Genomic DNA, 23882 nt, shown 5'->3' with positions numbered 1-23882 from the left:
TCCCTGCTAATTCTTACCAAGTTCCTCCCTTAATCTTTACCCCCTTATCCAATAAGGGCTATAGAGCACTTCATGATTTTCTCTGGTCTGCATTTATCCAATTTCAGTTGACTAAAATTTAAGCTCCAGCTCTAACAGCCCCCATGACTTGAGTATGATTTTTGCAAACATAAAATGCATAATGGCAGCTAGCATCCACAAATTAACAAGTCTAAAAAGTGAACTCTGCAACAGATAAATGGTTCGTCTACATAGTCCAATGTGCCGATAGCACTCTGTACACAGGCATAGCAAAAGATGTGGCTGCGCGTATTGATAAGCACAACGCCGGAACAGGTGCGAAATACACCCGAACCAGAAGGCCAGTAGTGGACGTTTATCGAGAGGAAGCAGCCAGCCGTTCAGAAGCAAGCAAACGGGAAATGCAGATTAAGGCGCTCTCCCGCAAGGAAAAATTGGTGTTGATAGCGGAAAATTGATGAGGTTTGGCTAGTTCTATCAAGCTGCTTTTAATTGCACTTTGAGTAGCTGCTCTGCGGATTCTATCCCCTCCCTGTGCTGGCACAGTTTGAACAAGGTGAATAGCTTTTTAGCTGTGGCGTTTCCTTTAGGGCTAACCATTCTGCGTAAACCCGCTTCTTGCATTTGCATTTTTTCAGCCATTTCCTCGAATGATTGAGTGCCATTAAGGTAATCTTTTAACAGGCTGTTACCCACCACTATATCCCCTTCCAGATAAGCCTCCAGCGCTTCTAAAAGTAAGGCTTTGCGATAGTCAGGATCTTTACAAAGTTCCATTACGGTTTGTTTAAATTCACGTGTCAGTGCCATATTTAATCGCTCTCTTTACGAGATTGGTAATCGTGCAAATAAGATTTTGCTTGTGCAATCATGGTTTTTTGATCGGATTTATCACTTCCGGAAAAAAGTAAAATCACCGAGTCCCCTTCGACGATGAAATAGATCCGGTAACCCGGCCCGTAGTGAATGCGTCTTTCATACAAACCATTAGCATTAGACAATGCCTTGTGATCACCAAAATTCCCGGCTTCCATTTGCTTAATCGCCTTGGTAATTTTTGCCTGGGCTCGAACATCACGTAATCCTTTTAACCAATCCCTAAAGGGCGCTTTCCCCTTTTCTGTTTGATATTCTTTAGCCACTCTTTTCACAACTGGCATCATTTCAACTCAACCTCCCTGTTGAAAATAACATAAACGTTATTATTGATATATTCAACTTATTATTATTAATAAATCAGCAATGCTCTTGATCTCGTTCATCCCTTTCCAGCTCAGTCCGTCTTTCTCCATCTATACCCATCGGTAGCATTCTTAAACTACCAATTACGGAAGAAAATCGAAGCCGAGCTCAAGCTCGCCCTAAAAAATCAGTGCGTTTTGCCCCTGACTCATAATCATTCACAGATCCCCCGTACCCAAGAATGAAGGAGAACCACCGCATTTTTAATCCATTCGCCAGAGTCTACAAATCGCTCTCAAAGTAAGTTTTGCGGTTTCAATATCACATTGGATTTTGCAACATGAAACTAACGAGTCGTTCCATTTTTGTCTGGTTCTTTATTTTAAGTATTTATTTGCTGGTGCTGGTCGGTATTGGTCAGGTGGCGTTTACCAAGCAATATTTTAATGAAGCCGACAGTATGGTGGGTGAATTTCTGGAAATTAAGAAAAAATACGCTGTCGAGCCCGAAAAAGATGCGGATACCGATTCACTTATCAATTCTCTGATGGAAGAATCTGCGAACTCGTCCAACGATTTACAGGAGCTTGCGTCGCAGTCGTTCAACATTATTTTGGGAGCCTTGCTCGCTTTTTTATCGGCTTCTGCGACAGTCGTGTTTCAAGAGCTGCAAAATCGCTCTTCAGATGAGCCTGATGATGATAAGGAAAAGCGTGAGGTAGATAACGCTCTGTAACGTCTTCCGTACTCGGCTGCTTTGCTCTGCGCTGCTCAGCCCTGCTCTACGCTGCTCGTCTCAGCCCCATTTCTTCTATTTTCAAGAAATGGGGACTTGGGAAATCTCATGATGATCCTCTGGATGCTACATCAACGTGTGGCATGACAAGCAAGGAACATTTATTCCATGCTTTCCCTGACATGTACAAACCGGGCACATTGGTTACATAACATGTTCAATAAATAAAAAACCTCAAGCGCTAACCGATTGCAACGACAAAGGCAAGGTGAAGTAAAACGCGCTGCCCTGCCCCTGGTGGCTTTCAACACGAATTTTACCCTTGAGCTTTTGGGTGATCAGGTTGAAAACGATATGCATTCCCAGCCCGGTTCCGCCTTTTTGCCGTTTGGTGGTGTAGAAGGGTTCAAACACTTTTTGTAAGGTTTCTTCTGTCATTCCCACGCCATTATCGCGATAAACAATGTGTACGTTTTCTTTATCGGGCTTAACGTCAATAGTCATTTTAGGCTCATCGATCCCTTCAAACGCATGAAGAGCTGAATTTTTAACCAAATTCATAATAACCTGGGAATAGGCTCCGGGCAGAGTTTCAAACTTAAACTCCTCGTCACAATTAATTTCAATCACGGGATTAAACCGCTTGTACTCTGATTTCAGTGCCGTAAAAATCTTTTCTGTGTAGGGTTTTAGCTGAATAGTTTCAACTTCTAATATTGATTGGTCTACGGCTACTTGTTTAAAGCTGCTGATCAGGTTTGCCGCTCTGCGTATATTCGTGAGTAACAGATCCGATATTCGCGCCATATTATGTAAATAACCTTCAAACTGTTCCTGGCTGACTTCGGCGTTTTCGTAGGTATGGGTGATATTTTGAGTTTCGGCTTCAAATTGTGAAGAGAGCGTTAAACAGATCCCTAATGGCGTATTCACTTCGTGAGCCACACCCGCAACCATGCGGCTAAGTGAGCCCATTTTGTCTTCTTCAAACATGGCATCCTGAGTTTTCTTGCGCTCTGTAATGTCGGAAAACATGCGCATGGTTGCGCCTGAGCGGGTCTGGCTTTGCTTTACCTGTATCCAGCGTTCGTCCTGTAATTGAAATTCCAATGGCGATGGCAATGAGCTGTGCAATAACAAGACTTGTTTAAATTCGTTCCTCTTATCATCTTTAAGGGATGAAAGGCTTTGGGTATCCAATAACCAGTGAATAAATTCCTGAACTTTTCTATTAGTGAAATTTTCCGCTCCCGGTAACACACGAGACAGGTTTTGGTTAACCATAATGGTGTCACCGCTTTCACTGGACAGTAAAAAACCGTCACTCATTTCCTCTATTGCCTCAAGTAAACGCTCTTTGTTGTATGTCGCTTCGGCAGAGGCGATGAGTAATCGTTTTTGGATAGAAAGGAAACCCAGTGTGACGATAATAAGTAAAAAGCTGGCAATAGAAACGGGCCAGATAAGCGATTGAGACGAAATCCCTTCAGTCACTTCAACTCCAGCGCCGGGCATGTAGAAAATGGCATACATGCCGGTATAGTGCATGGCACACACGGCCAGTGCCCATAATGCCGCCGAAACCAGCATTAACCATCGAGTAGGTAGAATAGACTCAAGATAAGCAGATGTTCTCAGGTTCAGCGTAACAACTCCCAAAACCCATGCCACCACCACCGATGCAACAAAATAGCCAACATGATAGACAGAGCGGGCGTCATGATACATAGCAGCCATGCCGATGTAATGCATCACTCCTATTCCCAGGCCGATGATCAACCCATACAAAACCTTTTGTTTACCATTGAATGTTAATTTACTGATCGCCTTTAAGGTTGCATAAGAGGCGATACAGGCGGGGAAGACGGAAACCAGCGTTATCGCTGCATTGTAGTGAATGGGCTCCCCTATGGAATAAGCCAGCATGGCAATAAAATGCATAGCCCATATTCCCACCCCCATGACAATACTTCCTGCCAGTATCAACTTGTGTGACGACTGTTGATTATCGCTCTGTGCCTTGGCAAGCTGAGAAACGCTAAATCCGGTATAACCCGCTAACAAAGCAATTACGTAGGAAACAACAACCAGCCAAAAATTGTAGGTGACTGGAAGCAGTTGAGATGACTCTGGAATTGACCAGGTAAAATGGAAATGATGCAGTAAGTGTTCCAGCATTATGCGTTACTCAAAAAGTGGCTCATCTATTAGGCCGATCTTCATATCTGTGTAATATATTTACTGCTTCCGGTATTACACCTAAAAATGCATCGACTAATTCAGGATCAAAATGTGTTCCCCTTCCCTGTTTAATGACTTCCAGTGCGTCGTCGAGTTCCCATGGCTCCTTGTAGCATCGTTTGTGCATTAGTGCGTCGAACACATCAGCAATGGCAACAATACGCGCATAAAGGTGGATCTCATCGCCTTTCAATTGTTTAGGGTATCCAGTACCGTCGAAACGCTCATGATGCTGCCCGGCAATAACCGCTGCCGACATCAAAAGAGGACGTTTGGAAGTGGATAGAATTTGCTCGCCCGCTTCTGCATGAAACTTCATTTGTTCAAATTCTTCTTCGCTTAACTTGCCAGGTTTCATCAAAATGGCATCCGGAATTGCGATTTTTCCCATGTCGTGCATGGGTGAAGCCAGCTTGATATGCGTGGCTTCATCCTCACTCAACCCTATGGTTTTCGCTAATAAATAGCTTAAATGAGCCAAACGGCGAACGTGATTTCCGGTTTCTTTGGATCGCCCTTCCAGCACTTCCCCGAGTCGCAATATCAGCTCTTGTTGACCATCTGTGATTTCCTTTTCCAGATTAATATTTTCAAAAGCAATTGAGGCATTCATTGAGAATAAGTCCAGCAACTGTTTACTTAGCGGATCCAGGTCGCCACAGTTTTCCACAAAAATGATGGTGCTTTTGCCATTCCTGGCTTCAAAATAGCCAACAAAATGCTGATCAATAAATGAGGATTTTTTGGTTTTACAGGCCTGTTCAATGTAATAGGAAATATTTTCAGGAGAGACTTTGCCTGAAGCATTGCTTGGGGAAGAAGAGGCAACAATCTTCCAATGTTCAGGATCATCAGCTAATGCAGTCGCCATGTTGCTCTGCATTAAATACGATTCGCTATCAATAAAAAGAACAGAGGTAATTTGTTGCAGGATGCCGCTGGCAAACTTTTCCAACGAACGAGTCTCGAACAGCGAACTGGAAGCCGAAATCACCCGCTCCAAACCCAACTTGTTTTGTTCCAGATATTTTCGATCCTGCTCTATCTTCATCAAATCCCGATAGGCTCGCACGGAAGCAAGCACAGTAGTGAACAGGCGCTTTCGATCCAGCTCAGTTTTTTCCTTGTAGTCATTGATATCGTAATTAATAAAACAAGACTCTTCAGGCGCATCACCCGGCTGACCAGTGCGTAGCACTATGCGAACCAGTGAGTTTTTAGCGTCTTCCCTTACGAAGCGAGCCACATCGAGCCCGGCGTGACGCGTTTCCATCACAACGTCGAGCAAAATAAGCGCTATATTCGGCTCTTTAACGATTAACGCTTTAGCCTCTTCGCCTGAATAGGCATGGATAAACTCTAGCTTGCGCCCTTCAAATTCCACATTTTGCAGCGCCATCTCTGTCACGGTATGAATGTCAGGTTCATCATCAACAATCATCATCCGCCAAACCGAATTGGTATTAATTGAAGAAGATGTTGAATCAACTAGAGTCTCGGAATTTCTAGCAGTGTCTTTCGACTTGGAAAACATAATACCTCCCAAGCAATGTCTTCTTCAAAAGATAGCAAACAAATCAAAAAACAGATAAAAAGAGGGTGAATGTTTTTATGTCATCGAAAGCGTTTTTGGGGAATTAAGAACAATTACAAATAAGAACACTTTTCGAGTTGAAAGCATGAAAAATTGGATTTACCTTTTCAAATTAACAGGGTTCCACACCGATAAACGGTGAGTAACGTTAATACATACACAACGCAAGGCGTTTATGTAAGGTTTCATCTCCCGCTTCGTTACTCGATGTTATTTGGCAAACGCAAACATAGTGGTTCCAAATATGAATGGCTGCCAACTGCAGTCATTTACCACTGTTCGATTGGATGAATCATTAGTGGCTTAGATATTTGGAATAGCTATGCCTAAAAAACACCAATCGCTACCTTCCCAATCAGAATGTTTTTATAAGTCAATCGCCTACGAACACCTTGTTGCCAGCTGGCTACTCAACGATGGCTGGAACGTCTTCCTGCCTTTGGTTGATCATGGGATGAAAACCGACGTTGTGATTTCTGATGGAGTAAAGTTCTATCGAATACAGGTAAAATCGGTCGAAACCAGTAATGAACATTCGATGGTAGAATGCCAATGGAACAAGGTTAACATCGACTACATTATCTACTTTTCCAGAAAGGAAAAATGGGGATATATGACTCATTCTTTCACAGGAAAAAGAAAGCTGAATCACAAAGCACATATTAAATTTCAACAAACACCAGAGCACTTTGCACAGGCATTTAACTCACTCTGACCCCTTTGGAAAAGATCTGTGTTCTCACAAATGGCGAACCAAACCTGTTTCGCCATTCACCTCACGAAATCAAAAACAACAGAACTATGCCTTCTCTGCCAGGCTGCCAACCTCCAATAAAGGCGAAGCATCAATATTATCCGCATCCATCATACTGGCGATACGTTGCATGGTGGCAACCATCTGGCTTTGTTCCCACTCTTGCAATTGTGAAAAGCGATTAACGAAGTGCTCCTGAAAAGGCAAAGGTGCCTCAGACAAGGTCGCTTGCCCAATTTCAGTCAGAAACACGCCTACACGGCGTTTATCTTCGGTACTACGAATACGTTGTACAAGCTCTTTGGCTTCCAGACGATCCAGAATATTAGTCACGGTTGCCGAGCTTAAATTTATATTATCAGCGATTTGGCGCACCATAATACCGGGCTCTTTACCGATATTCTGCATCACCAATAATTGCGGGCCAGTCACGCCTACATCACGGCTCAACTGCTTGGATCGCATATCAATGGCTCTAATCACCTTCCTTAGTGCTATCAATAATTCCTCATCTTTCTGCATATTCATCTCCATATACAGGACAACTAACCTAATCTGTGCAAGAAATGTCAAAGCTTGTGGAATTGATCAAGAACGCCATGAATAGCAGCCACTTTCACTCAAATGCACCAGAGGGAGATGATAAGTATCTTCATTGCCATAGTCCAATGCTTCCTCATTTGTAGCGGTATTTGTAGGTGTAATGCCAAGTGCTGGATTGATGAAAATTACCGGCATTTATAGCGCGGCTTATAGTCGAGTTCGAGGCGAATTCAGCAAGCCATTTATCTGGTTAGTTCAAGTTGAGAAAGGCACTTGAAATGTCATAAAAATGCAACAAAACAGCCCCTAACTCATCGATATATAGGGCATTTAACAAATTTATAACCAGAATCGCAGACATTAGAATGCTCTTTTCGTTATTTTTAAATTGCTCGAAACTCACACAACATCGGACTTACGCTAGCTCCTTTTCATTTTTCTCATATTACCCCTCTATTTTTTTCAATCGAATAAAAAATACATCTAGGTATGATTGGTTTAAATATTTACCCGGCCTGTGCATTAATGTAAATCGGCTCCACTATAGCCATTCACAAGTACAGCATTATTCCGGACTTACTTTAGTCTCTTTAATTTAATCTCATGATTTGAATGCCAATATCAGGCATCAGCAGCATGAATAAAATGTGATGAGAGTAATTAGCGATAAAGAATTCATATCAAGAATCTTCACATTAAGAATCTTGATGCTTTAACTTTGATATTTAAGCTTCAAACACTATATAAGGTACTCAAATGGAAAATCTCGTTCAGGTAGCAGGCATCATCGACGCATTAGAAGCAGCTCTTATTGTTGAAGAGGGCGTTGAATGGCTAGGCTTCCCTCTCCGTTTGCCATCCGGCAAAGACGATATCACTGAAGAAAACGCCATCTCTATCATTCGTGATCTGAAAGATCCTCATGCCGGCGTATTAATCAGCTATATGACTCAAGCTGACGAAGTCAGCCAGTTCTGCGACGAGCTAGGTGTTAAAGCTGTGCAACTTCACGGTGACGTTGAAGTAGAGCAACTACGCAAATTGAAAGAAATGCGTCCTGACTTGTACGTATTGAAAAGCCTGGTTGTTAAAGAAGACAACGCTGATGAATTGTTGCAATTGGTTGATGAGTGTGCCGACTACGTTGACATGTTTATTACCGACACTTTCGATCCAAAAACCGGTGCAAAAGGCGCGACTGGTTTGACTCACAACTGGGACGTTAGCGCTGAATTAGTGCGTCGTTCACCTAAGCCATTGATGATGGCTGGCGGCTTGAACCCAGAAAACGTTGGTGACGCAATCCGTTATGTTCGCCCTGCGGCAGTTGACGCTCATACCGGTCTGGAAGGCCCTGACGGTCGTAAAGACAGAGCGAAAATCCAAAAATTCGTGTCTGAGGCACGTAAAGCTTTCGCTGAAATTTCAGCCTAAGCCTTCACAGACAGGGCGGGAGTTCAGCTCTCCTGCCCTATCAGTCCAATAACACGATTAATTGCAAATCAATAACAGAATAAGGTAGCCCATATGACCATTGAAGCGTCCGTTCATGTACTGCCCCAGACCAATAGGCTACGTGCTTTACATACTATCATTCGTGACAAAAATGCATCACGAGAAGATTTCGTTTTCTATTCAGATCAAGTCATTCGCATGTTACTTGACGCTGGATTGGAGCGGCTACCTTATGAGCCTCAAGTGGTGACAACACCTGTTGGCGCTTATTATGAAGGCGCTCGATTGACCACCAAAATTTGTCCGGTATCTATCATTCGTGCAGGCGAGAGTATGGAACCTGAGTTCCGCTCTATGTACCCAGAAGCGCCAGTAGGCAAAATTCTGATCCAGCGCAACAAGCAAACCAAGTTGCCCAAGTTGTACTACTCGCATTTACCGGAAGATATTGCATCACGCCATGTGCTGGTATTTGAACCTATGTTGGCAACCGGCGGCTCTGCTGAAACAGCCATTCAAGTGCTACTTGATAAAGGCGTAAAAGAAAAGAACATCATATTCATTAACTTTCTCGCGGCTCCAGAAGGCATTGAAAGAGTGCTGGGTAAATTCCCCGGCGTACAAATTGTCACCTCTTCCGTCGAGAAAAAACTCAATGAACACGCTTTCATGATCCCGGGTATTGGCGACTTCGGAGACCGTTATTTCGGTACGGCCGATGCAGGAGCCAATAATGACTAATCGGTCTTTGTTCGATTATTTACTGGCAGCGCTTGCACCAGCAATTTGGGGAAGCACCTATTTGGTGACAACCGAATTGCTGCCCCCCGACTCACCTGTGCTCGCGTCGGTTGTGCGCGCTTTGCCAGCCGGGATTATTCTTATGCTTATCGGCCAACGTCTACCACAGGGAGCCTGGTGGTGGAAAGCCTTTGTGCTCGGTGTATTGAACATCGGAGCATTCTTCTATTTCGTTTTCCTTGCCGCCTATCATCTTCCTGGCGGCGTCGCTGCGCTCATTATGTCGAGTCAGCCTCTTATTGTTATGTTACTGGGTTCATTCCTGCTCAAAGAAAAAGTCACCCAATACCAAGTTATTGCCTGTTTTGTCGGCGCTATCGGCGTTGCCTTACTGGTGTTAAAACCCAGCGCGCAACTTGATGCCATTGGTGTTTTCGCTGGGCTTGCAGGCGCTTCCTGTATGGCATCCGGTATTGTTATGACCAAACGCTGGGGACGCCCTCAGGGTGTTAATCTGCTGACCTTTACCGGATGGCAACTGACTGTGGGTGGCGCGGTGTTATTACCTATCGCCCTAATGACAGAAGGCTTACCGGAAACCATCACCAGCAACAACATCATCGGTTTTACTTTCCTGTGTTTGGTGGGCTCGTTGTTTGCCTATGTGATCTGGTTCAGAGGCGTTGAGCGTATTCCAGCCGTCAGCGTGTCGCTTATCTCATTTTCCAGTCCGTTGTCAGCCACGATTTTGGGTTACCTGATCCTGAATCAAAGCCTGACCGGGATGCAGCTGGTTGGCGCGGTTGCCATTCTTGCTGCGATTTTTCTGGCTCAGCCCAGAGCCGCTAAAGCAACACCTCAAAGTCCTCAATTGACTCCATTAAAAGGAAACACAAGATGAAGAAGATTTTCGAGCCACTAAAACTTGGCAACATTCAGTTGTCAAACAAGCTGGTTATGGCTCCAATGACTCGTAACCGTGCAACCACAGAAGGCTGCGCCACGGCATTAATGGCCGAGTATTATGCTCAACGCGCCAGTGCGGGTCTGATTATATCTGAAGGCATTCAACCTAGTGTTGTCGGTCAGGGCTTCATGAATACCCCAGGTTTGCACACAGCAGAGCAAACCGAATCCTGGAAACAGGTCACAGAAGCCGTACATAACGCAGGTGGACACATTTTCGCTCAGGTCATGCACAGTGGCCGTATTGGTCATCCAAGCCTTTACCCTAGCGCTCACCAGTCAATCGCACCATCTGCGATTGCAGCTAAAGGTCAAACCTTTACGCCAAATGGTCTGGCTGACTATCCAGTACCACGCGAAATGACACTGGAAGACATCAAAGACACCGTGCAGGACTTTGTCTCTGCCTGTAAAAACGCCATTGCCGCAGGCTTTGATGGAGTTGAATTACACGCAGGTAACGGCTTCTTATTGCATCAGTTTATGGCTGACAACACCAACAAGCGTAGCGACGAATATGGCGGTTCATTTGAAAATCGCGTTCGTTTCGTGGTGGAAGTCGTTAACGCCGTTGTTGCAGCGATTGGCGCAGAGAAAACCGCTATCCGTATTTCGCCTGAAAACCCATACAACGACATGGTCGAAACAGAAGCGAAAACCTTGTATCGCACCTTGATTGATCAACTGCCGACAAATCTGGCTTATGTCCACATTATGGAAGCGGGTAATCGCGGGCAATCATTAGCGGTGCGTGATGCATGGCGAGGAACCTTTATTCTAAATCCACATAAATCGCCGGATGATGGATTTGTTAAACCGGATATTGCCGAAGCAGTTTTGGAAAATAACGAGGCTGACGCAGTGGCGTTGGGCGCACTCTTCCTGGCAAACCCGGATTTAATTGAACGAATTAAGCAAGGTGGTCCCTATAACTCAATGGATGAAGCCACACTCTATGGTGGTGATCATCAGGGTTATACCGATTACCCAACGCTGAGCAGAAAATAGCGTAGTGCAAAGGTAAACGCGGCCCAGGAAGCGGTCGGATAGTGCTTGATGCGCTATTCGACCGTTAACTTTATCAGTAAATATGAAATGGAATGGGTGTGAAGAAGCTTACTCGAATTGATTGAGTAGCTTTTTAAGTAACTCAGCAAGTGTTTCTTGCTCTGTATCGGTCAAGGGGGAAGCCATTTGGCGACATTTCTCAACATGATGAGTAATGACTTCGCTAATCAGCTTGTAACCCTTGGTGGTTAAGGCGACTCGAACACCACGTCGGTCATTGGGATCGGCTAAACGTTCAACCAAATCCTTAACCTCCAAGCGATCGATACGGTTAGTCATCGCACCCGAAGAGAGCATCAAAGCTTTTAGTAGTTGATTAGGTGTCAGTGTGTATGGCTGACCTGAACGTAGCAACGTAGCGAGAACATCGAATTCTCCAGGGTTTAAACCAAAACGGGAGAATACTTTCTGCATTTCGCCAGAAAAGAAGTTTTGCGCACGAATAAGCCTACCCGAAATCCCCATTGGTGACGGGTTGATGTCAGGTCTTTCTTTACGCCACTGCGCTAATACGATGTCTACGTGATCTTTATTCATGGGCGGGGATACTAACACCGGCTTATGTAGCGGTAAAGAGCGTTGACAGTGACTTGGCTTAGTGTAACATGCGCCACTTATCTTCACATAAAGATTGTTTGTTTGGATATTTTTTATGTTAAGACGATGTTTAGAAGTATTACTGTCGCTGTTCTAAGTCACTGAGGAATTTGGAACTTGTTCGAGAGTCAGCCTACGCGCTCGCTCTCAGGGAGCAGAATGCCGCACACGATGGCATTCAAGAATCAACACAGATAAGTACTGAGAAACATGGTGATTAACGTGAATACTAGTGCCCCTGTTATGGGCTTCGAAAACGACCCTGCGCAGCAAGCAGAACCTGTCATTCAAATTGCGGGATTGCCTGCCCTGTTGTGGCAACGAGTTAAAGAAACCCCTGATAAAACAGCTGTTGTGTTTGATCATCAAGCGATCACGTTTCAGCAACTTGCCGATCAAAGCATCCTGTTAGCGCAATACTTGCGCCATCTGGGAAGTCAAAATGACGACTGTGTCGGATTATTTGCCGACCCATCCATGACACTGATGATCGGTGCCTGGGGTATTCTTACGGCGGGCGCGGCCTATTTACCGCTTTCACCCGAGTACCCAGAAGAGCGTTTACGCTACATGCTGGAAAACTCTCGCGTTAGCATTATTTTCTGTGAAAACCATCAAGCTCCAGTGGTTGAAAAGCTGGCTCCTGAAGGCATTAAAATCATCACTCCGGACGACATTGCCTCCTTTAACGCAGCGGTTTCCAAGAAACCCCAAATTGATGTTGAAAGCATTGCTCAACCGCATCATTTGGCCTACGTCATCTACACCTCTGGCAGTACAGGCAAACCCAAAGGGGTTATGATCGAACATCACAGCATTGTCAGCCAACTTTGCTGGATGCAACAAGAGTTTGGTTTTAATGAAAAAACCAACGTGCTACAAAAAACCCCAATGAGTTTTGATGCCGCGCAATGGGAAATCCTGTCGCCGGTATTCGGTGGTACAACAACGGTCAGCAAGCCCGGTGATTATCGAGATCCGGAAGCCCTGGTTGAAACCATTATTCGCAATAATGTTACGACCTTCCAAGGCGTTCCGACATTAATTCAAGCCATGCTCGATACCATGGGGATCCACGATTGCACCAGTTTGAACCAGGTATTCAGCGGCGGCGAAACACTCACCAAGCATTTGTCATCCTTATTGTTTGAAACCCTTCCCGGTTGTCAGCTCATTAACCTGTATGGGCCGACTGAATGTACCATCAATTCATCCACATTCGTGGTTGACCCTGACACTGTCGGCAAAGGCCCTACCGCGATATCAATTGGTAAACCTGTTGGAGACACCCAATACTACATTCTGGATACAGACCTAAACCCGGTTACTGAAGGCAAAATTGGTGAGCTCTATATCGGCGGTGTGCAGCTTGCACGTGGTTACTTGCACCGGGACGATCTCACTGCGGAACGCTTCATTGATAATCCATTTCAAGAGCAGGATGGTAGCCCGAAACTTTATAAAACCGGCGATTTAACCTACGTAGACGGTTACGGCAACTATCACTTTGCCGGACGCGTTGATAACCAGGTGAAATTGCGCGGCTTCCGTGTTGAGCTGGATGAAATTCGTCTGGCCATTGAAGATCACGATTGGGTAAAACACGCCGCCATGCTCATCAAGGAAGACTCACGTACAGGCTTTCAAAACCTCATAGCTTGTATTGAACTAAACCCGAAAGAAGCGGCATTGATGGATCAGGGCAATCATGGCTCTCACCATCAATCGAAATCCAGCAAGCTTCAGGTAAAAGCTCAGCTATCGAACCCGGGTTTGAGAAGTGAGTCGGAACTGGAGTCGCTAAAAGCGATCTCTTTACCTAACAAGCAACCCAGCGATGCTCAAATTCTGAAATCCTTTGGACGCAAATCCTATCGTTTCTACGATGGGGGGGATGTGACCAGGCAAGATATTATTGATGTCCTGAATTTTAATCCTTATACCAATCACTCTCGCCCACTTGCCAGCCTGACGCTGGAAGAGTTTGGCGAATTGATGCGCATGTTCGGTCAATTCACCAGTAGCGAGCGTTTGTTGCCCAAATATGCATACGCCTCACCCGGTGCCCTATACGCCACGCAGATGTATGTAGAACTCGACAATATGTTCGGCTTCGAAGCGGGTATTTACTATTACCACCCGGTAGAGCACCAGTTGATGTTAATTCATCCTGGCAAATCCAAGGGCATTACTCGATTGCAGATTCACTTTATTGGTAAGAAGAGTGCCATCGAACCCGTTTATAAAAATAACATCATTGAAGTATTGGAAATGGAAACAGGCCACATGCTGGGCTTGTTTGACGAACTATTGCCGAAATATGGTCTCGAAATCGACGACGGTAGTTTTGATGAGAACGTAAAACAATATCTGAAAGTCGCTTACGAAGACTATTACCTTGGCAGCTTTGCTCTACGTGAGCAAAGCCGCAAGGCACTTCCGGTTAAGGTTGACCTGTTTGTGCAATCCCATCCGGGCAAAATTGAGAACCTGCCAGGTGGTCAATACCACTGGAAAGACGGCAAATTGCTCCCTCTTGGCGACGAGCTTATTTTGAAAAAGCATGTCATTGCCATTAACCAACAGGTTTACGAAAGAGCCAGCTTCGGTATTTCCATAGTGAGCCGCGAAGACGAGGAATGGAAAGACTTTATTTCTCTGGGTCGCCAACTGCATTACATCCAGGCTAACCATATCAATATCGGTACGATGTCGTCAGGATACAGCTCTAAAACAGGCAACGATCTGCCTTCGGCTGTTCGTATGCGCAGCATTCTGGCTGAACACGACATGGACATGCGCCAGTTTTATTTCTGTATCGGTGGCAGAATTACCAATGATCAGCGCACCAGCCTGGGTATGAAAGAAGACTCAATTCATATGAAAGGGCCAACAGAAATCATTAAAGATGATTTGCATGAACAGTTGCCCAATTACATGGTGCCAAACAAGGTGCTGATCATGAACCGTTTACCGCTTACGCCAAACGGCAAGATTGATTACAAGGCATTGGCAGAATCGCCAGAAGTCACCAGCACCAAAAACGATCGCCCTTTCGTATCGCCCAGAAATGATGTCGAAAAACGCATCGCTGATATCTGGAAAACCGCTATGAAATGGGAAAGCGTATCCACTAACGATGACTTCTTTGAATCTGGCGGTAACTCGTTAATTGCGGTGTCGCTGATCAACAAAATCAACGCAGCGTTCAATGTCACTCTGCCGATGCAGATATTGTTTGAAGCACCAACCATTGAAAAACTGGCACAACGTCTGGAAGGTAAAACCAGCGAAAAAGCCTCTCGTTTGTTGCGCTTATCACCGGTTGAAAAGAACCCGGTTTTTGCCTGGCCTGGCTTGGGTGGTTACCCAATGAACCTGCGCTTTTTGGCAGCAGAAGTGGAAATGTACCGCCCGTTCTATGGCATTCAGGCTTTTGGTATTAATGCCGGCGAAGAACCTTACGCCACCATTAGTGAAATGGCCGCGCAAGACATCAAAGCCATCAAGGAAAAACAAGGCTCAGGGCCTTACACCTTGTGGGGCTATTCATTTGGAGCCCGTGTTGCATTTGAAACGGCTTATCAGATGGAACAAGCCGGTGAACAAATCGAAAGCCTGTTCCTGATCGCCCCCGGTTCGCCCAAGCTACATGCCGAACTGGAAGGTATGTCGTCGAAGATACCCGCGTTCACTAACAAGGCATTTGTCACCATTTTGTTCTCGGTGTTTGCTCAAACCATAAAAGGGCCGATTCTGGAAGCCTGCCTGGAAGAAGTTTACAAAGAAGATGATTTTATCAATTTCATTTGCAAGCGCTTCAAGCATCTGGATTCCGATCTGGTGAGCCGTATCACCAATATTGTGCGCCAGACTTACGAGTTTGAGTACACATTCCGGGAGCTACAGGAACGTCAGTTGAAAGCGCCTATTACCATTTTCAAAGCGCAAGGCGATGATTATTCCTTCCTTGAATCAGGCATGGAGTTCTCAGCCAGACCACCCACTATTGTGGATCTGGAATGCGATCACTACTCGCTACTTAAGCCCGAAGGCATTGAAGAGCTGACGCAAAAGCTACTCGAATACAACTTGATTGGTGAAAGCGAATAGCGTCACAAATAGTCATTAATCAAATAGTCATTAAAAGAGTCACACCCAAGCACATATTCGCAGAAAAAATGAGCTTGAGTAAAACGGAGAATTAAATGAAACGCGTAACAGAAAGTGGCATTCCACTGGTGTTTACAGAAGAAGTCGCCGATGCGTTGGCAACTGGGCAAGCAGTCGTCGCGTTAGAATCGAACGTTATCTCCCACGGGCTGGATTACCCGGATAACGCCAATACCGCACGTAATGTTGAATTAGCCGTGCGCCGAGGCGGGGCGATCCCCGCCACGATTGGCATTTGTGACGGACAATTCCTCATCGGCATGGACGATGACATGATTGAACGCTTCGCCACAACCGCAAAAGTACCGAAAACCAGCAGCCGCGACTTACCTATTATTCTGGCTCGTGGCGGTTTAGGTGCCACCAGCGTTGCCTCTTCTATTGTGGCTGCCGAACTGGCGGGCATTCCTTTTTTCTCATCGGCAGGTATTGGCGGCGTACATCGTGGTGCGCAGCAAACCATGGATATTTCTTCTGATTTAGTGCAATTCACGCGCTCTAAAGTGGCTGTGGTCTGTGCCGGAGCCAAGAACATTCTTGATTTGGGATTAACGTTGGAGTTTCTGGAAACCCACTGTGTTCCGGTTGTTTCTTATCAATACGACGATTTTCCTGCGTTTTATTGCCGTACCAGTGGCTTTAAAGCGCCGCATCGTGAGGACAATCCTTTCGTTATCGCACAAGCGATTGAGAACCATTGGAAACTGGGCAATCACAGCTCTTTTTTAATCTCAACCCCAACCAAAGAAGAAGACGCCATCAACAGTGAAGAAGTGGATGACGCCATTAACGAAGCCATTCGTAACGCTGAGAAAGACGGCGTAGCAGGTAATGCTGTGACCAAGTACATCATGCGAGCCATCGACAAAGTCACATCAGGTCGCTCAGCAAAAGCCAATATGGCTGTACTGATCAACACCGCAGAAGTGGGGGCTCAGTTAGCCAAAGCACATATGGAAATTGTCGCCGCCAATAAATAGAGGGAGAAGTCCCCGACGTCAGCGGTAAGGAATGTCGGGAAATGAAGTGTTAACCGGATGGCTAATCTATCCAATCAAATTTAGTCATCCATCCAGCGAATAACAGGAATTACAAGTGCAATATTTACGTTGGTTGATCACCGTCACCATGATCGCAGTTATCATCACCGGGCTTTTTTCTTACAAGAATAAGTTAAACGCCGAACAGTCTCAATCAGGTGAGCCTGCTGCAACGATTGAAGCCATTCACGTTGAGACCATCCAATACCAGGAAACCTCATTTGTTAATGGTGAAAGTCAAGCGGTCAAAACCATCACGCTGAGTAATGAACTGCCGGGCAGAATTGACACGTTAAACATGCGCTCAGGCGACATTGTGAAAAAAGGTCAAGTGCTGTTGGAGCAAGATCACAGCGAAGAAGATGCCCGCTTAATCGCCGCCAAAGCCAATATTGAATTGCAGAAGAAGACCTTGAACCGCTATCGTCGTCTTTTAAAAGAAGACAAGATCAGCGAGGAATTGGTTGATCAGGCACAAGCGGATTTGCTCAATTCTGAGTCGAATGCGGCATTGATCCAATCCTATGTTCAACGTCGTACTTTCGTCGCGCCCTTTGACGCTCAGGTAGGCATTCATAACTTACAGGAAGGTCAGTTCTTGCCCGCCAACACTGTGCTAACCCAGTTGATTGGTTTAAGTGACTACATCTGGATTGACTTCGATATTCCTCAAATTTACGACGAATTACCCATTGGTTCACAAGTACGAGTCGAGATCCAGGGCAATGATGGTCATTCAGCGATGGCAACCATTGTATCAATGGAGCCTATGCTACGCGGTGAATCTCGTCACTTGCGTTATCGCGCTAAAATCGCCAACAACAAGTTGCCGTTAAAACCTAACTTTCTGGTGAAAGTCACCTTCCCGATTTCTGAGCCACAAGAGCGTATTGCGATTCCTAATTTGGCGATTATCAAGGATCGCTTAGGCAATTTCGTCTACAAACTGGAGCCAGAAGGTGAATACTTTAGAGCCCAACGTGTTCCTGTGGAATTGGGTGAGCGTATTGGCGATAACGTCATTGTTTTAAGTGGTTTGCAACCGGGCGACTATATTGCCAACAAAGGTTCTTTCAAGCTTTGGCCGGGCATTAAAACCTTTGTCGCCCCTCCGAAAGAAGAGACGGTGAAAATCGCCAATCGCACGTTACTTGACGGTATCGACGTTAAAGACAACGAAGCTGAAGCCAAGGAAGAAGTCACGGCCAGCATGGTGTCAAACGACACGAATCACGGAGCGTCACGATGAAAAAGAATGTAATGGACATCTTTGTTACGCGTCCAGTTCTGTCGATCGTTATTTGTATTGTTCTGTGCTTTTCAGGATTACAAGCTATTCGTGGCATCCCCATTCTGCAATTTCCTAAAATTGAAAGCTCGTCTTTGGTGATCACGACGGTTTATACCGGCGCATCGGCAGAAGTCATTAAGGGCTATATCAGCGAGCCTATTGAGCGCGTTGCTGTTACCGTTCCGGGTGTTGAGTTTGTTGATTCCAGCAGCCAGGCGGGTTTAAGCACAGTTACAGCATGGTTAAAGCTGAATGAAGACAGCACGCGCGCCGTTGCAGAGCTAAATGCACGGCTCAGTGAAGTGGGCTTTGAATTACCGAAAGAAGCCGAAGATCCGGTCATTTCGGTTAGCCGTGCTGACCGCCCTCATGCGGTTTTCTATCTGAACGTGATTACTCAGGACATTCCACTGCCCAATATCACGGATTACCTGTCTCGTCAGGTCACGCCACTATTGAACAATATTCCCGGCGTTCAAAAGGCATTGATTGAAGGTAGTCGTGTTCCGGCCATGCGCGTTTGGCTCGATTCTGAGCGTATGAATATCTTTAATGTCAGCGCTCAGGAAGTGTATAAAGCGCTGGAAACCAACAACGTGATTTCTACCTTGGGTTACACAGAAACCGGGCAACAGCGTATTGATTTGGTCTCCAACACTCAACTTTCTACCGCGACCGATTTTAAAGAACTGATCGTAAAAAGCGTGGATGATCACAACATCTATTTACGCGATATTGCGCGCGTTGAACGTGCCTTTGAAGAGCCTACACTGACCGCTCGCCACAGCTTGGATAACACGGTTTATATTTCGGTTTGGCCGCTTCCGGGGGCGAACGAAATTGCTATCGGTGACGCACTGTATGACGTAGTCGGTAAAATCAATCCAACCCTTAAGCATGGCATAAAACTGAACTTCGCCTACGACGGCACCCAGTATATGCGTGACGCACTAAAAGAGATCTTCAAAACCCTGTTCGAGACCATCTTGTTAGTAGGTGTCGTTGTACTCTTTATGATGGGGTCATTTAAATCCGCATTAGTGCCGTTGGTCACTATTCCTATTTCCATTCTGGGTGCGGTAGCAGGTATTTATGTAATGGGCTTCTCGCTCAACCTGTTAACGGTTCTCGCTATTGTATTGTCGGTAGGTTTGGTGGTTGATGATGCCATCGTCGTGGTTGAAAACGTGTCTCGCCACATGCGTGAAGGCGCAAAACCGATTGAAGCTGCGCTCAGAAGTAGTCGCCAGTTACTCGTGCCTATTATTTCCATGACATTGACCTTGTCGATGGTATACACCCCAATTGGCTTCCTGGCAGGTTTGACCGGTGCTCTACTGAAAGAATTCGCCTTTACTCTGGCACTAGCCGTATTTATTTCCGGTGTTGTAGCCATTACTCTCTCTCCGGTTATGAGTGCCTATGTGTCTCCTGAAGGTGGGCGAGAAGGTCGCTTAACCAAATGGGTTAACAATGTGTTTTATGCCATTCAAGTCCGCTACACCAATGGCTTACAGCGTTCCTTTGGCTGGAGCTGGCAGATCATGTTTATGGCGCTGGCATTCAGTTTGTTAACTGTTCCTTTCTACTTGCAGTCAGACAAGGAATTAGCGCCGGTTGAAGACCAAAACTTCATTAACGTGTTAGTTCAATCTCCGCCTGAATCGTCTTTGGCGTATAACGAAAAATACATGTATCCCATCGTGGAAGAGTTGCTAAAAACCGACGGCACTTTCCAGATGTGGCAAAACATTTATGTTAACGGTGGATTCGGTGGCTTGGAATTTGTTAAACCCTACAACCGGGATCATAGTGTCATGGACAAGCTGCCGGAGGTGTATGGCAAATTGGTTCAAACTCCTGAATTGAACTTGTTACCCTTGTTGCCTTCTCCGCTGCCGACCGCAGGTAACTTCGACGTGGAATTCATTGTGAAATCTTCTGATACTCACGCCGACATGAAGAAATACGCCGACCAGTTGGTAGGAGCAGCCTTCCAAAGTGGCGAATTCCTGTATGCCGATACCGACCTGAAAATCGACTTGCCGCAAATTGAGATTAATCTGGATCGCGGCAAAATCGCCGACCTTGGCATGACCATTACCGACGTGAGTAGCCAGCTTGGTATCTACCTGTCGAGCAACTACGTCAATCGCTTTGACTCAGATGGTAAAGCCTATCGCGTTATTCCAATTGCCGACAATTCCATTCGCAATCATCCGGAAAAGATCTTGTCGCTCAACATCAAAGCACCGAATGGCACCTTGTTGCCATTATCAGCCGTGGCTTCGATTGACTGGATCACCGTTCCTCGCCAACTTGCCACCTTTGGTCAGCAAAATGCTTTCCGTATTTTCGGTGGTGTGTTACCCGGTTCAACCAAAGAACGCGCTTTGGCAGCACTGGAAAAAGCGGCGCATGACATCTTGCCGGAATACTACAACATCGACTATGCCGGTGAGTCTCGCGACTTGCGCAAAGACGGTAATAGCTTGTTAGGCGTGTTGGTAATTTCACTATTGATTATGTACTTGCTGCTAGCAGTTCAATTCAATAGCTTTAGAGACCCATTAGTGGTGTTACTGGGCAGCGTGCCACTGGCTATGTCTGGCGCACTGTTGTTGTCTTTCATTGAACTGACAACCATGAACATCTACTCACAAATTGGTTTGATCACGCTCGTCGGCCTGGTCGCCAAAAACGGAATTCTGATCGTGGAGTTTGCCAATCATCTGCAAGAAGCAGGTAAGAGCAAACTTGAAGCGGTTCAGGAAGCAGCTGCGACTCGTTTGCGCCCTATCCTCATGACTACGGCGGCGACAGTGTTCGGTCACTTGCCATTGGTGATGGTAACGGGAGCAGGCGCAATGGCGCGTAACAGCATTGGTATCATCCTTGTGGCTGGTATCATCATTGGAACACTATTTACTCTGTTTGTGTTGCCTGTGTTCTATATGAAATTTGCTGAAACTCGCGAAGCCAAACCTGAGGTTATGGCTGAAGAAGCAGAACCCGTGCAGGCTCCTTCCAAACCTGCACCGCAATTTGTTGTACCTTAACCGTACTCGAATTGTAATCCCCTGTGTGGCTCCTTCCTGCGCTTGCGTAGGAAGGAGTTTTAACGTTCGGCTCCGGGAATGATCATGCCGACAGTTTAGACTCACCCATTGCGAGCATTTTCTTTATCATGCCATAAACGCAAAATCACGATTTCGGCTTTGCTAATCAGATAGCGAATCGTGTACTCACCAATAAATAAGTCACGAATTTTTTCAGGCTCCAGAGCTTGTTCCACCTTTAAACCCAGCTCAGGAAAAGTAACCAGCTTATTGATTCCGGTTTTTAGTTCGTTTGCGATTCTGTTCGCAGCCAATGGATTCTTGACTCCGATAAATTCCCTTAACCTGATCAAATCGTCTACGGTATCCTGTGTAAATCGAATATTCATACTTTCGGCGGGCTTCCCTCGTTTTCACTTCCCCAGCTTTCCATCCATTGAAAAGCCTTATCCCCTTCAACCAGACGATTATCTTCGACAGACTTCAACGCAGCCAACGTATCTTGCCAACGAGAATCAGCCATAGCCTGTCTTGCTAAATAATCTTTAATCGCTTGGTTAATTAAATAGCTTTTACTTCTATCCAGCTTTTCAGCTAATTCATTTAGCGGTGTTTCAATGTCCTTTGAAATTCTCACACTTGTTACACCCATCGGTTTTCTCTATGCAACTACAATGTAATACACTGTACTACATTGTAGTTTATTCAGCCAATAGTGAATTTTTTATACATAGAAACTGGATGCCGGATAGCGCTACGCACTTGGGGTATGCATGGGAGTTGGCTATTTCACTGCATTTTCTTCCGTCGTTATTCATGTATAGAAAGGAAGACAGGATAGACTTACTGCAACCCTTGCTGCCTGAATTGAATAAAGTGCTGACGCCAAATTTCAGCGCGGCTGAAGTCGCCTTGGTCTTCCAATGCATGGGCAATATTGAGTGAAGCGGGAACCAGGTATCCCGGTGATTGTAAGCGCTGTCGCCAGACTTTTAGGTACAAGGGAGGGATGTATTCCTGATCATGGAATTCCATAAAGGTTAAACGACCAGACAACTTGTAGGCTTTATTGACGTGGTTATTACAAGTGCGGGCTCGTGTCAGTGACAGGTCTTCACCAAATTGTTGCCAATAAGCCAGATTTGGCGTTTTCGAACCTGAATCTTGCTCCTGAGTTTCAACATCTTGAGGAACACCGTTCTCCGTCATCTCATCAGACACAGGTTTAGATTGAGCACTATCATTATCAGGCACTTGCACCAGGATATTTGGATGGTCGGCATCGGGCACACAAATATGTTCGGCTAACTTTTCAGATAAAGGATATTCATCCACAAATCCGGCAAAATGTGCCAGCTCATGAACAAACACCGAGTATTGATCAGCCAGATCAAGGTACATAATGCCGTTATTGACATTGGCTTTCCCTTGTTCGGTAAAGATCACGATATGTGAGAAGTCCTGCGGTTTAAAGTAGTTAGCCAGTTGCCCCACTTCGCAGGTAATACGATTACGATTGATAGCGTGATGTTGACAAGGCAGCTGTTTATTGTTCATCCAGAGAGGCTGATTGATACAAATCGGTAACGACGCCAGTCGCTTATCTTGATGAAAACGATGTTTAAAATGTTCCGCTTGGCGCATGGATTCCAATCCTGTCGCCAAAAACTGTAAGCGAACCGCACAATATTCCAGGCTGGCAGGAACGGGAGGTTGAACAACCTTCAAAGGTTTACGCCAGTAATCCCGAATCAACCGTTGATATTGTTTGGCATTTTGTTCTCCTAAATGCTCAGCGCGCAAAAACCACTGTTTGGATTCATCGTAACGCTTCATCTTCCATAAATAACGCGCCAGAATAAGGGCACTTTCACCATGCTGTTCTGCATATAAAGCCAACCAGGGCAGAGCCTGCTCGTATTCTCCCTGTAACCAGTACCATTGATACAAGGCATATTGCGAAGGCTTATGTTCCAAACCCGCTGCACGACTAAAAGCTTGAATTTTAGAAGCAGAGTCTCGACTACTTTGGCCAATTTCAAACAAGGCTTCCAGATGATTTTTTTCCGCAGCGCTATGCAACATGGTACGACGCAGGTGTTTGTCATCTGTCATCATTGCCAGCTGGTATTGAGCTTCCGCATTATCGCGTTCAGCAAGCAAGGTTAACCAGTACAATTGGCGATGCTGAGTAGCGTGTTTTATTAGGGATTCTGTTGCCTGAGTGTCGCCTAATGCGGCGGCTTTAAACCAATTTTGCTCAACCTCAATGCCAGCTTGGGCAAGATGATTGAGGTATGGCAGATAGAGGATTGTACTCGCCGGAACTTTGCCCAGCGCAAAAAGCATAATAATGAAATACAGCAGTAGTTTGCGATATTGTTTAAGATGCTGGAGGAGTAGACCCATAAAGTCGATTTT

The 23882-nt window shown here is 45.5% G+C and carries 21 protein-coding genes; 11 read left to right on the top strand and 10 right to left on the bottom strand.

Annotated elements, in window-relative coordinates:
• The first annotated feature begins 218 nt into the window (after nt 1-218).
• A complete protein-coding gene (locus tag KIH87_RS06090; RefSeq protein WP_232360648.1) occupies nt 219-479 on the top strand; it encodes a GIY-YIG nuclease family protein in 261 nt (86 codons plus the stop codon).
• Between the two features lie 19 nt (nt 480-498).
• Here the strand turns inward: KIH87_RS06090 and KIH87_RS06085 are convergent, their stop codons facing one another.
• Together KIH87_RS06085 and KIH87_RS06080 are read right to left on the bottom strand one after the other, a co-directional pair.
• Complete coding sequence (locus KIH87_RS06085) at nt 499-831, bottom strand: hypothetical protein (protein ID WP_232360647.1); 333 nt, start codon at nt 829-831, stop codon at nt 499-501.
• A gap of 2 nt (nt 832-833) precedes the next feature.
• Nucleotides 834-1184 (bottom strand): type II toxin-antitoxin system RelE/ParE family toxin, encoded by a 351-nt coding sequence (locus KIH87_RS06080; RefSeq protein ID WP_232360646.1) that lies wholly within the window; start codon nt 1182-1184, stop codon nt 834-836.
• A gap of 359 nt (nt 1185-1543) precedes the next feature.
• On the opposite strand from KIH87_RS06080, the gene KIH87_RS06075 reads away from it, so the two are divergent.
• Nucleotides 1544-1939, top strand: a complete 396-nt coding sequence (locus tag KIH87_RS06075) for a hypothetical protein (RefSeq protein WP_232360645.1) — start codon at nt 1544-1546, stop codon at nt 1937-1939.
• 234 nt (nt 1940-2173) lie between these two features.
• Here KIH87_RS06075 and KIH87_RS06070 read toward each other — a convergent pair whose 3' ends face one another.
• Together KIH87_RS06070 and KIH87_RS06065 are read right to left on the bottom strand one after the other, a co-directional pair.
• Nucleotides 2174-4117, bottom strand: coding sequence for an MHYT domain-containing protein (locus KIH87_RS06070; RefSeq protein ID WP_232360644.1), 1944 nt, complete (start codon nt 4115-4117; stop codon nt 2174-2176).
• Between the two features lie 22 nt (nt 4118-4139).
• Nucleotides 4140-5714, bottom strand: coding sequence for an HD domain-containing phosphohydrolase (locus KIH87_RS06065; RefSeq protein ID WP_232360643.1), 1575 nt, complete (start codon nt 5712-5714; stop codon nt 4140-4142).
• A 382-nt stretch (nt 5715-6096) separates the two neighbouring features.
• On the opposite strand from KIH87_RS06065, the gene KIH87_RS06060 reads away from it, so the two are divergent.
• On the top strand, nt 6097-6489 hold the full coding sequence (locus tag KIH87_RS06060; RefSeq protein ID WP_232360642.1) for a PDDEXK-like family protein: 393 nt from the start codon (nt 6097-6099) through the stop codon (nt 6487-6489).
• Between the two features lie 84 nt (nt 6490-6573).
• Here the strand turns inward: KIH87_RS06060 and KIH87_RS06055 are convergent, their stop codons facing one another.
• The gene (locus KIH87_RS06055) at nt 6574-7050 is read right to left on the bottom strand and encodes a MarR family winged helix-turn-helix transcriptional regulator (RefSeq protein WP_232360641.1); all 477 of its coding nucleotides are present in this window, start codon (nt 7048-7050) and stop codon (nt 6574-6576) included.
• A 66-nt stretch (nt 7051-7116) separates the two neighbouring features.
• Nucleotides 7117-7266 carry a hypothetical protein gene (locus KIH87_RS06050; RefSeq protein ID WP_232360640.1) on the bottom strand — a complete coding sequence of 50 codons (150 nt, stop codon included), beginning with the start codon at nt 7264-7266 and terminating at the stop codon, nt 7117-7119.
• A gap of 561 nt (nt 7267-7827) precedes the next feature.
• Here KIH87_RS06050 and KIH87_RS06045 point away from each other — a divergent pair.
• The 4 genes from KIH87_RS06045 to KIH87_RS06030 all read left to right on the top strand — a co-directional run bounded on the left by KIH87_RS06045 (nt 7828) and on the right by KIH87_RS06030 (nt 11241).
• Complete coding sequence (locus KIH87_RS06045) at nt 7828-8505, top strand: phosphoribosylanthranilate isomerase (protein WP_232360639.1); 678 nt, start codon at nt 7828-7830, stop codon at nt 8503-8505.
• Between the two features lie 93 nt (nt 8506-8598).
• Nucleotides 8599-9267, top strand: coding sequence for a uracil phosphoribosyltransferase (gene upp, locus KIH87_RS06040; RefSeq protein WP_232360638.1), 669 nt, complete (start codon nt 8599-8601; stop codon nt 9265-9267).
• The gene (locus tag KIH87_RS06035; protein WP_232360637.1) at nt 9260-10168 is read left to right on the top strand and encodes an EamA family transporter; all 909 of its coding nucleotides are present in this window, start codon (nt 9260-9262) and stop codon (nt 10166-10168) included. Before upp ends, KIH87_RS06035 begins: the two co-directional genes overlap by 8 nt.
• On the top strand, nt 10165-11241 hold the full coding sequence (locus KIH87_RS06030; RefSeq protein ID WP_232360636.1) for an alkene reductase: 1077 nt from the start codon (nt 10165-10167) through the stop codon (nt 11239-11241). The genes KIH87_RS06035 and KIH87_RS06030 overlap by 4 nt, the downstream gene beginning before the upstream one ends.
• 108 nt (nt 11242-11349) lie before the next feature.
• On the opposite strand, the gene KIH87_RS06025 is transcribed toward KIH87_RS06030, so the two are convergent.
• Entirely contained in the window at nt 11350-11838 is a 489-nt protein-coding gene (locus KIH87_RS06025) for a MarR family winged helix-turn-helix transcriptional regulator (RefSeq protein WP_232360635.1), read from the bottom strand.
• 282 nt (nt 11839-12120) lie between these two features.
• Between KIH87_RS06025 and KIH87_RS06020 the strand changes: the two genes are divergently transcribed.
• The 4 genes from KIH87_RS06020 to KIH87_RS06005 all read left to right on the top strand — a co-directional run bounded on the left by KIH87_RS06020 (nt 12121) and on the right by KIH87_RS06005 (nt 21461).
• Complete coding sequence (locus KIH87_RS06020) at nt 12121-16011, top strand: amino acid adenylation domain-containing protein (RefSeq protein WP_232360634.1); 3891 nt, start codon at nt 12121-12123, stop codon at nt 16009-16011.
• A gap of 95 nt (nt 16012-16106) precedes the next feature.
• Nucleotides 16107-17051: a pseudouridine-5'-phosphate glycosidase gene (locus KIH87_RS06015; RefSeq protein WP_232360633.1), complete on the top strand. Its 945-nt coding sequence runs from the start codon at nt 16107-16109 to the stop codon at nt 17049-17051.
• Nucleotides 17052-17166: 115 nt separating this feature from the next.
• Complete coding sequence (locus KIH87_RS06010) at nt 17167-18360, top strand: efflux RND transporter periplasmic adaptor subunit (protein ID WP_232360632.1); 1194 nt, start codon at nt 17167-17169, stop codon at nt 18358-18360.
• Complete coding sequence (locus KIH87_RS06005; RefSeq protein ID WP_232360631.1) at nt 18357-21461, top strand: efflux RND transporter permease subunit; 3105 nt, start codon at nt 18357-18359, stop codon at nt 21459-21461. Before KIH87_RS06010 ends, KIH87_RS06005 begins: the two co-directional genes overlap by 4 nt.
• 101 nt (nt 21462-21562) lie before the next feature.
• Here the strand turns inward: KIH87_RS06005 and KIH87_RS06000 are convergent, their stop codons facing one another.
• From KIH87_RS06000 to KIH87_RS05990, 3 genes are all read right to left on the bottom strand, one after another.
• Nucleotides 21563-21850: a type II toxin-antitoxin system RelE/ParE family toxin gene (locus KIH87_RS06000; RefSeq protein WP_232360630.1), complete on the bottom strand. Its 288-nt coding sequence runs from the start codon at nt 21848-21850 to the stop codon at nt 21563-21565.
• Nucleotides 21847-22098, bottom strand: a complete 252-nt coding sequence (locus KIH87_RS05995; protein WP_232360629.1) for a CopG family ribbon-helix-helix protein — start codon at nt 22096-22098, stop codon at nt 21847-21849. The genes KIH87_RS06000 and KIH87_RS05995 overlap by 4 nt, the downstream gene beginning before the upstream one ends.
• Before the next feature lie 206 nt (nt 22099-22304).
• Nucleotides 22305-23870, bottom strand: coding sequence for an SEL1-like repeat protein (locus tag KIH87_RS05990; RefSeq protein WP_232360628.1), 1566 nt, complete (start codon nt 23868-23870; stop codon nt 22305-22307).
• Between the last annotated feature and the right edge of the window lie 12 nt (nt 23871-23882).

The organism is Paraneptunicella aestuarii (assembly GCF_019900845.1).
Classification (GTDB): Bacteria; Pseudomonadota; Gammaproteobacteria; order Enterobacterales; family Alteromonadaceae; genus Paraneptunicella; species Paraneptunicella aestuarii.
The sequence above is the reverse complement of the archived record's forward strand: the minus strand, read 5'-3'. Positions and strand labels throughout refer to the sequence as shown.